This is a genomic window from Ruegeria sp. CG4, from assembly GCF_056537185.1.
This window is the reverse complement of sequence record NZ_JBQFRB010000001.1, coordinates 140,580-153,822: the sequence shown is the minus strand read 5'-3', so window position 1 is coordinate 153,822 and position 13,243 is coordinate 140,580. Positions and strand designations below refer to the sequence as shown.

The window sequence follows — 13,243 nt, the reverse complement described above, 5'->3', positions numbered from 1 at the left end:
TCACCGCGCAGGGCGCACATCCGCGTTCAAACGGGCCACAAGCAGATTACTATAACTCATTCATATTTATCAATTTTTTTCAAATATCTGCATATTCTCAACTACCAAGCTCCCTCCAGAGAAAAATTTCCACACCCCAAAACTGGCTATCAAATTGATTACAATTGAAGCCTTGGCCGAGCCATTGTTGACAGCCGAGATGATTCTTTCGCGCTTTAACACCCTGTTAATGCTGGGTTAATTCTTTTAATCCTTTAAGTGATAGCAACATACAACTTACATCCTTTGCGTGTAATATATTTACCTTTGAGGGAAGGATGCTGTTTCCCACGCCCCTATTCTGATTCCAAGCTAAAGCATTTTTTGCCTGGCTTGCGCTGCATTACTGTGGAGCGTTGAAACTAACTTAACCTTTTGGGGGAAATAATGATCAAATTTGTGAAGAAGTTTGCCAAGAACGAAAGCGGTGCGGCAATTGTTGAGTACGGACTGGCCCTTTTGGTGGTCGCCTCGATTGCAGTCGGTGCATTTTCGTATCTGGGCACTACCACCAATACAAACGTGACTGGTGCCTGTGCTGCTTTGGGCAGTGCAACCTGCTGACCGAAACCAGGTCAGAACATCAAAGAATTCTGCGCCCTCACTCAAGTTTGGCGGCGCAGAATTTACCGCCAGGAATTTCGCAAAAACAGGAAAACCGAAGTTCCGTATTTGAGTGCGAGACTTTTGGAGAGAGATATGCGTATCAGACCAATCATTTCTACGCTGTTTGGAATTGCGATAGCTTCCGGTTCCGTTTACCTGGCGAAAGACCATATTCAGTTCAAGGCCAACACGGCAAGCGTATCGCCTGATGCTGATTTGGTCGAAATTTATGTGGCCCGATCGGAGATCGCATTTGGCCAAACGATCGAAGCTCACAACGTTACGATCCACCCCTGGCCGCGCGAAGCACTTCCGGCCGGAGTTTTCACGGAAATCGACGTTCTTGTTCCCGACAACCGCCGCCAGTTGCGCCGCGCCAAAGGGCGGTTCTACCCTGGCGAAGTGATGCTGCTTTCAAAGGTTTCGAACTTTGGTGAAAAAGTCACGCTGGTTCAGAAACTTGGAGAAAACACGCGCGCCATGGCGATCGAGGTCGATGCCGTGACTGCGGTTGGCGGATTTGTTACGCCGGGCGATCATGTAGACATCGTCCTGACACAAGGTGCGAAGCAGGAACTTCGCGCGGTGACCATCTTGCAGAACATCCGCGTGATTGGCGTGGATCAGCAGTCAGAGGAACTCAGCGATCAACCTGAGATCGCCCGGACGATAACCGTTGAGGTCACCCCACAGCAGGGACAACGTCTGGCGCTGGCTCAAAAGGCCGGAACACTGAGTCTGACGCTCAGAACACTGGATAATGTTGAAGATGAACCCATGGAAATGGTTCGCCTGCGCGATCTTCTGCAGGAAGAAGGCCCGGTGGAGAAAGTCGAAGCTCAACCAACTGTAACTGTCCGTCGCGGAACCGAGACCGAGGTTGTAACCATCCAAAGGCAGCTCAACGAAGCGGAAGAGAGAACAGACGTCGAGCCTGTCACCGAACTGGAAACGACCCCCCAGAAAGATGCTCAGCTTGCCCCGGCGGTCGCGACGCCGCAGGTCAAACCTCGCGCTCGAACGATAAAAATCAGTCAGGCACCCAGCCAGTAAGCCCGGCCATGCGAGTAGCTGCTTTCATATCCGATTTCATCAAGGATGACCGTGGTACGGTAGCAATCCTGTGGGGCACCGCCTTGGTCGCTTTCCTCGGCTTCTTTGCGATCACTCTGGATGTTGGCCGGTTGAACTCTACCCATGCCGAGCTTCAGTCGTTTGCGGACAATGTGGCCCTGGCTGCGGCCGCTGAGCTGGACGGACAACCTAATGCGATTTCGCGGGCCACAAATGCGGCGGCAAATCTGATTAGTGACAGTCAGACATTTGCGAATGGCAGCGCCGCGCTTTCAGGTTCATCTGACTATACCCTCTCGTTCCACTCCGCGCTTCCTGCTTCAGATCTTACGCCGCTCGGCGCGGACCTCACGACAGACCCGCGTCAAGCAAAGTTCGCGCACGTCGTGTTAACACCGAAATCGCTGAGCATGAGCCTTGCTTCCGCACTGGACAAAATGCTTGGAGGGAGCGGTTTCTCGGCGGCCAGCGTTTCGGCCGAAGCGGTGGCCGGATACTCGAAAGCCGCGTGCGATATTTCACCTCTGATGTTCTGCCTTCCCCCGAATTGGGAGTCCACTCTGACAGTCGGCGATCAAATCCTGCTTCGCAGTGGCGGCAACGGTACTGCCTGGGGGCCCGGTAATTTTGGCTTCATCGATCTGGCAAACTTCCAAGACACCTCGGGTGTGTGCGCAGACGAAGGTGGCAACAAACTGGCGTGCCTTATCGCGGCGCAAAGCCAGATCACCCAGTGCATTCTCACCAACGGGCTGGACACGGAACCAGGGCAGAAAGTCGGCATCACAAACGCGGCATTCAACGTGCGTTTTGACATCTACCGCTCTGTTCTCAATGGCGAGAAAAACAACATAGATTTCGCGCCGGCGCCGAACGTGATCAAGGGCATTGAAAAGAACGGTGGCGGCGCTTGCATTCAAGGCAACGAACAACCGACACCCGACACAACCGGCCTTGGTCGCGACCTGTGCATGGCGGCGGGCACCTGCGGCGGAAACAACCGTTTCGGCGATGGCAACTGGGATCGGGCCGGCTACCTGAACCAGAACCACGATCTGGCCGATGGGCTGGCAGACGGTGTTGGCAGTGACGCTCACCTGCCCCTGTTGTCAGGGTCGAATTCAGTATTCGCGGGCACGCGATACGGGATGTATCTTCGGGAAATTGCCTACGGAAATACAAACCCTTACGCAGCGCCAAACGCAAACGCCATCCTTGATCCTTCGCTTGCCGAAACCGGCCGCCCAATGTGTTCAAGCCATATGTCGAATGACCCGGCGCGGCGCGTTGTAACAGCGGCCGGCGTTGATTGCGCACAAAACCCTGTTTCCGGTTCGACAACCGGGGTTCCCGTAACAAAATTCGTTGCCGTCTTCCTGACGGAACCGGTGGGCGATGATGGCAGCTCGCCACCCAGTTTTGACATTCACGGTGAGGTCGTCGGCTTCCCGGATGTCACCGGTGTTGGAAGCGGCGGTAATGGCTTCGGTGGCATCTTCCGCGACGTCGTACAGTTGTATCGTTAAAGGCGTACGTTCATGAGTATGAGGCACAGATTTCCTTTCAAACGTTTCGCCAGGAACGACGACGGCGCAATCCTTGTCGAGTTCGGCCTTGTTATGCCGGTCATGTTGCTTCTATTGGCCGTAACTCTGGAGTCGGCGCGCCTTATGTGGTCGTACCAGTCGGTCATTGCCGGTGTGCGCGATGCCAGCCGCTACCTATCCCGAGTTACACCCGCGGATATCTGCACATCCGGTGGCTCTGTTGCGGGGCTGACCACGACTTTGAAAAACATTGTTGAGCAGGACATCAACGGAAATAACCTGTTTCCGTCCAGCGTGACGGTCAATTCCGTGACGCCAAGCCTGTCTTGCGTGTCCGGCACCTATCGAATGAACCCGGCCCCTGTTGGCCAGGTGAGTGCCAATATCACCATTCAGTTTCCGCTGGGCGGCATCCTGACGCTGTTCGGCAGCGGTGCGACATCAGTGACCACGGACGTCGCTGATACATCGCGGATTTTTGGCCAATGAGACGCCTGCTGAATATCCACGCGCGTTTGCGACAGAGCGGACGCTCATTCCTGCAAGAGCAGCATGGTGGCGTTCTGGTCGAATTTGCTCTGGTCGTGTCGTTGTTTTCTTTTCTGTTCCTTGCACTGTTGGATTTTGGCAGGCTTTCGTACAGTGGAGTGAACGCACAAAAAGCAGCGCAGTTGGCCGCTCGTATCGCCGTGGTACGTCCACCTGCGTGTGCTGGCGTTCCGCAAACCCACACGCGAGGGGCATCCACACTCCAACCCCGTTTCGGCACCTCATGCAGTGCCTCGGTCGGCATATGCGCCGATCCCATGACCCCTACGTGTTCGGGTATCGCCACCAACGCCACTGCGTCGGAAATCTGGGATCGCGTCAGTCCGCTTCTGCCACCGGGCACAACCATCAGCGCACTGCAATTTTCCTATGATTTCAATTCCAATCTGGGTTTCCTGGGCGGCCCTTACACACCCATGGTCACTGTTGAACTGAACCTGAGTGATTTTCAGTTCGTGTCGCCTCTGGCCGCTTTGGCCAACGCCGCGGGTGCGACAAGCAGCACAATCTCTTCGACAGCCGGCTATTCCAATTTCAGCGTCTCGCTGCCTGCTGAAGACCTTGCATTAGGAGAGTCAGGGTAATGAGTAACCACGTTTCAGATCTCAAGTCACAATCGGTCATGCTTCTGTCAGCAGGAGAAACAATCGCGCAGGCGGTCGCAAACGCGTTTCCCGCTGTAAGAGAAAACAAAGTTTCTGAATTGGCTGGCTCGTTCAAAACACTGAACGGAACCGCCCGCGAAATGGCGTTCAAGCATGACGTGGTGATATTTGAAATCGACCCGGATGACTCGGGCGAGGTACAAGCCGTCGAAGAACTGCTGACGCATCGCGATGATGACACCTTGTTCGTGGCGCTGACGCAGAATGATCTTTCGATCACCAAAGCCCGTGAACTGCGGAAAATTGGTATCGACGAAGTGCTTCCCTTGTCGATCGATGGCGAGGGATTGAAAGCTGCGGTCAGTGAAAGAACCATATCGCGCACCGTTCCGCAGCTTCCGACCAGGAACGGTCTGTCTGCTCTGGGTCGGGTTATCCCGGTTGCAAAATCCCGTGGCGGTATCGGCGCGTCTACTGTTGCGGTGAACCTTGCGTGCTCGCTGGTGGGCAGCAAGGGCTCCTTGTTTCGGAAGACCGAGAAAAAACGCGTCGCACTTTTGGACTTCGATCTGCAATTCGGAAACGCAAACGTGTTCCTGGATCTCGAAGACAACGGAGGGTGCCTTCAGTTCATCGAAAACTCGGATGAGCCCGATGACCATTTCCTGTCATCGATCCTTCAGAGCCACAAACTCGGTATCGACGTGCTTTGCGCGCCTGCCCCTTTGGTTCCGCTTCAGTCGATACACGCGAACCTTCTCGAAGGTATGCTCGATCTGCTTCAGCGTCGTTACGACTATATTGTCATCGACCTGCCCTGTGCCGTTGTCGAATGGGTCGAACCCATTTTCAAGCGTGCGACCCAGCTTGCGCTGGTTACTGACACAACCGTGCCATGCGTGCGCCAAGCGCGACGTTTGATTGATTTCTACCGCGAAGCCAATGTCTCTCTTCCGGTCGAGGTTATTGTGAACCGCGAACCTAAGACTCTGCTCAAGCCGGGGCACGTTCGCGAGGCAGAGAAAGTCCTGAAAACCAAGCTGAAACACTGGCTGCCCGAGAACCACAAGGTCGCCCGCAACTCAGTCGATCTTGGGCGTCCCATCGTGGACATGAAGCCGGGATCCGACCTTGGCAAAGCCCTGACAAAACTTGCTGGCGCGATGTCTGAAGACGTTCGGCCCGTGGCAACAAAAACGACTTAAAAAGGAGATCACCGTGTTCAATGAGTATAGATCACGCAAGGCTGCATCCAATTCGAATGTCTTGGTCCTTGAGCAGCCAATCGAAGTACCCAGGCCCAAGGTGACTCCGGAACCCGTGGACGTTGATCTGCAAGCGCATCTGGAGCTCAAAAGCCGCTTGCACGGCGAACTTCTTGACCGGCTAAACTTGTCCGTGATCGACAAGGTTGAGCGGTCGGAGCTGAAACGTCAGATCGCATCGTTGGTGACAGGCCTGATCGAGGCGGAAAACCTTCATTTGCGGTCCGAGGCTTTCACATCACTGGTCGACGAGTTGATTCACGAAGTGATGGGGCTGGGTCCGCTGGAACCACTTCTGGAAGACCCGACGGTCAACGACATTCTGGTCAACTCATATGATCAAGTCTACGTGGAACGCTTTGGTTTGTTAGAAGAATCGACGGCACGCTTTCGCGATGAACGCCATCTGCTTCGGATAATTGACAAGATCGTCAGCAAAGTCGGTCGTCGCATTGATGAATCCCAGCCATGGGTCGATGCGCGCCTGGAAGACGGCAGCCGTGTCAACGCAATCATTCGCCCGTGTTCCGTGGACGGGCCTGCGCTGTCGATCCGCAAATTCTCGCGCAATCCTTTGACGATCGACAAGCTCGTTCAGCGAGAAAGCATGAACGGCCAAGCTGCCAAGCTTCTGGAGGCGCTGGTCGAAGCAAGGTTGAACATCCTGATTTCCGGTGGCACCGGTTCCGGCAAAACAACGATGCTGAACGCCGTTTCATCCTTTATCGACGGCAATCAGCGTATCGTAACAATCGAGGACGCCGCCGAACTTCAGCTGCAACAAAGCCATGTGGTTCGTCTGGAAACCCGCCCCCCAAACTCGGAGGGCCAGGGCGTGATCACTCAACGCGATCTGGTGCGCAATGCGCTCAGGATGCGGCCGGATCGCATCATTGTCGGGGAAGTTCGTGGGGCTGAATGTTTTGACATGCTTCAGGCCATGAACACCGGCCATGACGGGTCGATGACGACCGTTCACGCAAACTCAGCGCGTGATGCGCTCAGTCGGGTGGAACAGATGGTGACTATGTTGGGGGCAGAATTGCCCATCAAGACCATCCGGTCTCAAATCGCTTCGGCCATCCAAATCGTGTTGCAACTGAGCCGCCTCAGCGATGGCACACGCAGGGTCGTCAGCATTTCGGAAATCACCGGCATGGAGGACGACACGATCACCATGCAGGACATCTTTGTCTTCAAACGTCGCGGCAAGTCTGAAAACGGGGATGTATTGGGAGAGTTCCTGCCGACCGGCATTCGCCCAAAATGCTTCGACCAACTGGTTGCCGCGGGCATTGATGTGGATAGCGATATGTTTATTCGCGGGGCAATGACGTCATGATTGATCTGCAACCAAATACACTGAACATTCTGATCTACATCGCGATTTTTCTGGGCATTCTGCTGGTTTACGAGGGTCTGCACCAGCTTCTGCTTCGCAGGGAAACCCAAAGCGAAGCCAGGAACCGGCGCATGAAGATGATTCAGGACGGAGCCTCAAGTGATCAAGTACTGCAAGTCCTTCGGGATCCCGCGATGCTCGCCGCCGGAGAAAAAGCCGGTCCAATAGTTCGTTTTCGCCGTTTGCTCGTTCAAGCGGGGTTAACGATCAGTCCGATATGGGCTGCCCTCGCAGTCGTGTTCTTGGCCTTGTTGACATTCGCAGGCGCGTCCCGGTTTCTCGTCCAGGAATTGGCAGCCCTTCTGAGCGCGGTTCTCGGTCTCGCTGGGCCGTTCATCGTGCTGGTCGCCATGAAGAACGCTCGATCGAAGAAGCTGACAAAACAACTGCCGGACGCTCTGGATTTGATGGCCCGGGGATTGAAGGTTGGTCATCCGGTTGCTGTTACGGTTGGAAACGTCGCAACGGACTTGCCGGATCCAATCGGCACGGAATTTGGCATCATCAAAGACCAGATCAATTACGGCGATGATGTCGCGACTGCCTTTCACGACTTTGCGCAACGCGTTGGCACCGAGGACGCAAAGTACCTTGCCGTAAGTATTGGCATTCAGCATGGAACCGGCGGCAACCTTGCGCGGGTTCTGACCATCCTGTCCCAGACCATCAGGGACCGGCACACCATGCAGAAAAAGATCAAGGCGATTTCCGCTGAAGGGCGTCTGAGCAGCCTGATCCTCACGATCTTGCCGATAATTATCTACCTATCGATCGAAATTTCCACGCCTACCTTCTACGGCGACGTTCGCAATGACCCACTGTTTCCCTATTTCGCCTGCGTGATTGTAGGCCTGACAATTGCGCAGGGGCTCATCTTGAACCGCTTGGTTAAGTTCAAGTTCTAAAAAAGGGGCTGATGATATGGATATTATTCAAGAGTTTCTGAGTGAGCAAAGCCTCTCGCCGCAGTTCTTTTTGCTCGTAGGAATTGCCCTTAGCGTGTTCTTTGTTGTCATGGGCCTGTCCGGGTTAACCGAGGCCGACAATACGGCGGCGCAGCGCATGCGTGGAGGGTCAGTTTCAAGTGGGCACGGTCAGGATTTTGACCTCATACAAGGCGACAACAGTGATCCGCACGGGCTTCTCAAGGCGTTCGTTCCGTCGTCGAAGAACGAACGTTCCAAGATTGGCAAGCTCCTAAGACAGGCTGGCATTCAACGAAAGCACGCCATTCGCACATACTACACCTGCCGTGTAATTTTGGGATTTGTCCTGCCGGCCACGTTTGTCGCAGCCATGGCGCTGCCAATAGAAACCCAGGTTCAATTGGGGATCGCCGGCATATTGCAGGGTGTTACTTGGATGAACACATTGCAGATTGTAACGGTGTTGATGGTATCCGGCTTCTATGGGCCCGCAATCTGGTTGCGCTATCGCATAAAGAAGCGCCGCCAGGCAATTGAACACAGCCTGCCAAACGCACTCGATCTGCTGCAGGTGGCAATTGAGGCCGGTCTGGGTTTTGATGCAGCGATGATCCGTGTGTCACATGAGATGGCAAGTGCGGCGCCCGAGATTTCGCAGGAGTTCTCAATTCTTCAGCTGGAATTGCAGGCGGGCAAGGAACGACAGGCCGCCTTTCTTGACATGGCCGACCGGGTCGGAATCGACGAGTTGAGTTCATTTGCCAACGCGTTTTTGCAATCCAACCAGTATGGCACCAGCATATCCGCATCGTTGCGCAGGTTTGCGACTGACATGAGGCTTGATCGCGAACTACGTGCTCAGGAAAAGGCAAACCGCCTTCCAGTGCAAATGTCCGCCGTTATGGCCATGTGCATGATGCCCGTTTTGTTGTTGATTTGCCTTGCGCCAATGCTGATCCGCTGGGTGAACATGTTTGGGTGATGCAAAGCTGGTGGTAATGAGATCTTCGATTGAGCGGTCATTCGGTGGTGACTTTAGCCACATCCAGAATTCGGATATGCTCAGGTGACCTTCGGCTTGCGAAAAACTGCCTCAACGATCCGCCAGATCAGTTATTTCACAGACGTAAGGCGGTACATGGCCAGCAAGCATATTTTGCCAAGCGCCGGACGCAATCTTAGGCAGCCTAAATCCGCCTCACTTTCAGGGTAATTTTACACTACTTTAAAAGGATTTTTGGTGCGGTCGAGAAGCATCTAGCACAATCGAACTAGCGCTCATGACCCCTTATTTAAATGGGCGAAACACCCTAGGGCAGCCTTCAGGTTTCCCCAAATGTGTGCTGTCCTAGGTGGTATTGTGTGTTGTCGGCAGTTGTCAACCCGCCCCCACATTGGTTTCACTATCACTGAATCGATGCTCAGCCTAAATCTCTAGATCGGACAAAGCTCTTCTTTGGGTTGGCGAAGATATTTGCATTTGGATGTTACTTTGGAGTTCCACCGACCTAACGCGCAACCTCCGCCATTGTCTCAAGACTATGCTTCTGCAATCAATTGAAGAGCGCGAGGTCGGAACTAAGCATATTCGAAATCTCTGAAAGCGAATTGAACACTATGAAAACAAAATTGTATTGTGCGCTAACAACGATAGCGACCATCATCTGTAGTCCAGCGGTCTCAAAGCCAGTAGACCTCACAGGCTTGTCTTGTGTTCGCATGACAAATTTCGGTCCTAATACATGGGAGTTTTACGGCGACATCGCCGTACGGATGTATGCCGATGGTCAAGGACGCCCTCAGCGTTTCGTCCGCGTTGGTGAAGGAGCCTACGAGCGATACAGCAGACTTGATGGAGAATGGGATGCTGTCTTCTATTTTTTTGACGTAGGCAACGGGGTCCAAATGCGTATTTTTTCGCGACCGGGCCTTGCTGTAAGAGAGGAAAACCCAAGGGCTTCTTGGGATGACGGTACGTTTCCTTTTAACGCTGAATGCGTAAATTTGTGGGAACTAAGTGGACCCTGATTTTCAGAAATGGCAGAGATGACTTAGGGCGACGCGCCCTCTTGTGTCACCTGATGAGTTGGTGACGATTTGGACGTGCGTCTCGTTACTAGCCTTCAAACTGAGGAACACCTGCCTTCAACAGGACAAGGTAAGAACGGTTTAGCTCATCGCGGGCTGCAGCCTTAACGCGCTCGGCAACGTCGAAGTTGGCTTTAGCCTCGACGTACTCCAGAGCCGCCAATTTGGCGTCGGTCTCGGAACCGTCGAACTCAGCCATGCGGTGTGCTACAGCTTCAAGCGCAGCGCGGGCATTGGACGCCCTCACGTCAGCCTCTCGGAGTTCTTTATGGGCTGCGCCCAAGGCGGTAACTATGTAAGTGTATTTCATTGGATTTCTCATTGTTGCCACCTGAAATGCAAAGGCCCCAAACAACCACAACGGGGTAAACCGCAGTAGCTGCTCAGGGCCTCATCAGGGGCGTGTTAAGGGTCAGTTGATGGTGTTAGGTCGGGAGGGATGTGTCGTCCGCGTCCTCAGGGAACTCTGGCATGCCTTCGAGTGCTTCTTCTAGGGCGTTACCGCGCCGAACCTTCTCTTTGGCTTCAGCCTCTTCCGCCTCACGTTTCTTATCCTCTGAATTGAGGAACCTGTGAGCTTCTGCCAGCCAGCTAGCCTTAGGTTCAGAGCGCGAGACAACCTCACCAGAGGCAGGGTCAATCTCAGGGACACCATTCGTCAGGCCGTCGAGGAACTTCTCTCTCAACAGAACCCTGATTTGTTCGATGCCCCCATAGTGGTCTTCACGTTCGCTCATTTGGAACCATACGCTTTCCGCTTGGACTTAGCTGTCAGGGATGCAACCTGCGCCTCAAGCTCTGCAATCCGTTCCGCGTCGGTCTTCGTAACGTCCATGCCCTTGGACGTGTCCACATACTGAACGGCTACCTGTCGAGCCATCGCAGCACGAAACTCATTCAACTCGCGGTCCTTGGCTTTCTTGGCTGCCGTTACGGCCTCAGCCACGGGGTCAACTGGGGGTTCAACCTCAGCGTATGAATAACCGAAGTTAGGGTTGTTCTCACATCCGGCTGGAATTGGGCCAGACGCCCGCAGGACCACATTGCCACGGCGTTCGAAGTGAAACTCGATTTCCTCAGGCTTACGGGTAACATACACAGCCTTACGAGCCGCCTCTTCGGCATCCTTTGCGCGTTGGTTCACGAGTTCCTTAAAGGCGTCCATAGCCAAGGCCTCGTTGCCTCCTGCGCGCAGACGCTCTTGTTTCAGCCGTTCAGCCGTGGCTTCAGCTTCCCTAGCCATGATTTCGGAAAGCTCTTTAGCAGCGACGTCATAGGCTTCGCGCTGGGCTTCTGCCTGAATGTCATATGAGCGTATACCTTGGGGCAGGAATTGGTCTTGTTCATTCATGTTTAGTTTGTCCTTTTTGGGGTTGGTTTAGGAGGTGGCTTTGTCCAGCACGGCTTTAACGCCTGTCATGGAGCCATCAGTGAGAAATTGGCCAAATGCGGCCTTTGCTTGCACGTAGAGTTCGGGGTCGTTGGCCACGACATGCTCAAGCATGTTCAAGTCGTAACCAGCGGCGGTGATTTGCTCAGCGAGATAATCCCGACCGTCGTCGATATAGTCGGCAACGTCGTTCACTGCAGCTTCCACTTGATCAGCGCCCGCATCACCTAACGCGGCGCGTATGGCGTCCACGTCAATCAGCCCATCTTCCATTATGGCCTGTCCAACGATTTCAGCAGAGCCTTCTTCACCTAGAGCATCAATCAGATCGTGGGTAAGCTCCGTGTTCTCCTCACCCAGCAGTTCATCCAAGTCTTGGGGACCCAATGCATAGCTAAGGTCACCTTCATCATCGCCATCAGAGGCATCGTTAGTGACTTCCTGTGGAGTTGCCTGAAGTTGCTCTTTGGTGATCAGACCAGCGGCCAGAGCTGCCTCAATGGAAGTGCGGCTAGCTGGGTTGCCGGGTTCGACTTCCACGGTTGGGATGCCGCCAAAGCTATGGATGGTCGCGGCGATGTTGGTGGGTGCCGTAGGTGCTGCGTTTGTGAACTCGCTGCCACCTGTAACGCTACCTTCAGCTTTGATGCCTTGGGTAACAGCGTCCAAGTTTGAGACGTCAATGATATCTGAACACATATCCATGTTCGTATCCTTGCTCTGTTGGATTATGCCCGTGCTTTTTCTCGGGCGATGCGGTTGAAGTTCTGGCGTTTGCGCTTGTTGACGTCCTGCTTGATTTGCTCGACTTGTTCAGGAGCGATCTTGCCAGCCGCCAGTTCAGCGTTCAGGCGCTCATCTAGGGAAGGCCCAGAGTTGGGCGCTTTGAGACCTGTGAAGTGGCCCTTGGCGTTGCCGTAGATGGTCCTCAAAAGGGCGTTGCTGATGTCCCCCCGAAGGTCCACTTGCTCGGCAACCTCGCCAGCCTCAGTGGCGAAGTGAACGCGGACACGATTGTAGAGCGTGATCGGGTCAACGTGGCTTACAATCACTTTCCATGGCGCTTGCTTGTGGTCGCGCCACTCAAAGGAAAACAGGTCTGCATCCTGCGCCTTGGTGATTTTCCAGAAGCCGTCACCGCTGTAGTCGGTGGTTGGCGCTTGTTTGCTGCTGGGTCTGTTTGCCACAACAATACGCTTGGTGTTCATGGTCTTATCCTTTTGTTGGGAGTGTGTCGCTGAATACGTCGTCTTCAGAGGCGGCGATGGCCTCTAAGCCCTTCGCCAAGAGACCGGCGACAATCTCTTGGTTTCCAAGCTCAAATGGGATTTCAGGGTGTGCTTCAGCGAAGCGCTCACGAATGATGTCCAGCAAGACATACGTGGTTGGCTTCAACCTCACGGGCACGTTCACGGGCAGCTTGTAGCCCCCGTAACCAAGTGCCGAACGGCGATCTCGCATCTTGTCCAGCATGCGACCCACTTCGACGTCCCCGAACAAGTCCCTGAGGGCGTTCTCTAAGCGGGTCGTTTGGATGCGCCTTATGGGGTGACTGGCAGACCTCAGAGACTTGCGTTCAGCTTCGGCTTTCTGCATCGGCGTCATGTACCGCTCGCGGGCAAACTCGGTTCTTGCCTTGCGGCCTTTGAGTTTGCCGGGGACTAGCACGCGCTTTTTCGGTCCCGTCCTTGGGGGCACCATAGGTTTCGGCATGGGGTTATCCTTTCGAAATAGAAAAGGCCCCACCTTCGG

General features: G+C 54.2%; 15 protein-coding genes. 9 read left to right on the top strand and 6 right to left on the bottom strand.

Translation table 11 applies throughout. The annotated features are described in order from the left end of the window. Positions 1–426 precede the first annotated feature (426 nt). The 9 genes from ACR0J2_RS00780 to ACR0J2_RS00740 all read left to right on the top strand — a co-directional run bounded on the left by ACR0J2_RS00780 (position 427) and on the right by ACR0J2_RS00740 (position 8,995). Positions 427–603 carry a Flp family type IVb pilin gene (locus ACR0J2_RS00780; protein WP_170616089.1) on the top strand — a complete coding sequence of 59 codons (177 nt, stop codon included), beginning with the start codon at positions 427–429 and terminating at the stop codon, positions 601–603. Positions 604–738: 135 nt separating this feature from the next. Then, the gene (cpaB, locus tag ACR0J2_RS00775; RefSeq protein ID WP_480811404.1) at positions 739–1,698 is read left to right on the top strand and encodes a Flp pilus assembly protein CpaB; all 960 of its coding nucleotides are present in this window, start codon (positions 739–741) and stop codon (positions 1,696–1,698) included. A gap of 8 nt (positions 1,699–1,706) precedes the next feature. After that, the gene (locus ACR0J2_RS00770; protein WP_480811403.1) at positions 1,707–3,245 is read left to right on the top strand and encodes a TadE/TadG family type IV pilus assembly protein; all 1,539 of its coding nucleotides are present in this window, start codon (positions 1,707–1,709) and stop codon (positions 3,243–3,245) included. Positions 3,246–3,263: 18 nt separating this feature from the next. Further along, positions 3,264–3,755, top strand: a complete 492-nt coding sequence (locus ACR0J2_RS00765; protein WP_321253545.1) for a TadE/TadG family type IV pilus assembly protein — start codon at positions 3,264–3,266, stop codon at positions 3,753–3,755. Continuing rightward, complete coding sequence (locus ACR0J2_RS00760) at positions 3,752–4,399, top strand: TadE/TadG family type IV pilus assembly protein (RefSeq protein WP_480811402.1); 648 nt, start codon at positions 3,752–3,754, stop codon at positions 4,397–4,399. Before ACR0J2_RS00765 ends, ACR0J2_RS00760 begins: the two co-directional genes overlap by 4 nt. Further along, positions 4,399–5,625, top strand: coding sequence for a CpaE/TadZ family protein (locus ACR0J2_RS00755; protein WP_480811401.1), 1,227 nt, complete (start codon positions 4,399–4,401; stop codon positions 5,623–5,625). The genes ACR0J2_RS00760 and ACR0J2_RS00755 overlap by 1 nt, the downstream gene beginning before the upstream one ends. Before the next feature lie 13 nt (positions 5,626–5,638). Beyond that, positions 5,639–7,027, top strand: coding sequence for a CpaF family protein (locus ACR0J2_RS00750; RefSeq protein WP_321253552.1), 1,389 nt, complete (start codon positions 5,639–5,641; stop codon positions 7,025–7,027). After that, entirely contained in the window at positions 7,024–7,992 is a 969-nt protein-coding gene (locus ACR0J2_RS00745; protein ID WP_480811400.1) for a type II secretion system F family protein, read from the top strand. The genes ACR0J2_RS00750 and ACR0J2_RS00745 overlap by 4 nt, the downstream gene beginning before the upstream one ends. Before the next feature lie 16 nt (positions 7,993–8,008). Continuing rightward, a complete protein-coding gene (locus ACR0J2_RS00740; RefSeq protein ID WP_480811399.1) occupies positions 8,009–8,995 on the top strand; it encodes a type II secretion system F family protein in 987 nt (328 codons plus the stop codon). 1,134 nt (positions 8,996–10,129) lie between these two features. On the opposite strand, the gene ACR0J2_RS00735 is transcribed toward ACR0J2_RS00740, so the two are convergent. From ACR0J2_RS00735 to ACR0J2_RS00710, 6 genes are all read right to left on the bottom strand, one after another. Beyond that, on the bottom strand, positions 10,130–10,411 hold the full coding sequence (locus ACR0J2_RS00735; RefSeq protein WP_480811398.1) for a hypothetical protein: 282 nt from the start codon (positions 10,409–10,411) through the stop codon (positions 10,130–10,132). Between the two features lie 115 nt (positions 10,412–10,526). After that, positions 10,527–10,838: a hypothetical protein gene (locus ACR0J2_RS00730; RefSeq protein WP_480811397.1), complete on the bottom strand. Its 312-nt coding sequence runs from the start codon at positions 10,836–10,838 to the stop codon at positions 10,527–10,529. Then, positions 10,835–11,452: a hypothetical protein gene (locus ACR0J2_RS00725; RefSeq protein WP_480811396.1), complete on the bottom strand. Its 618-nt coding sequence runs from the start codon at positions 11,450–11,452 to the stop codon at positions 10,835–10,837. The genes ACR0J2_RS00730 and ACR0J2_RS00725 overlap by 4 nt, the downstream gene beginning before the upstream one ends. 27 nt (positions 11,453–11,479) lie before the next feature. Continuing rightward, positions 11,480–12,196 carry a hypothetical protein gene (locus ACR0J2_RS00720; protein WP_480811395.1) on the bottom strand — a complete coding sequence of 239 codons (717 nt, stop codon included), beginning with the start codon at positions 12,194–12,196 and terminating at the stop codon, positions 11,480–11,482. 23 nt (positions 12,197–12,219) lie between these two features. Then, complete coding sequence (locus tag ACR0J2_RS00715) at positions 12,220–12,699, bottom strand: hypothetical protein (RefSeq protein WP_480811394.1); 480 nt, start codon at positions 12,697–12,699, stop codon at positions 12,220–12,222. Between the two features lie 4 nt (positions 12,700–12,703). Then, entirely contained in the window at positions 12,704–13,204 is a 501-nt protein-coding gene (locus ACR0J2_RS00710; protein WP_480811393.1) for a hypothetical protein, read from the bottom strand. Positions 13,205–13,243 lie beyond the last annotated feature (39 nt).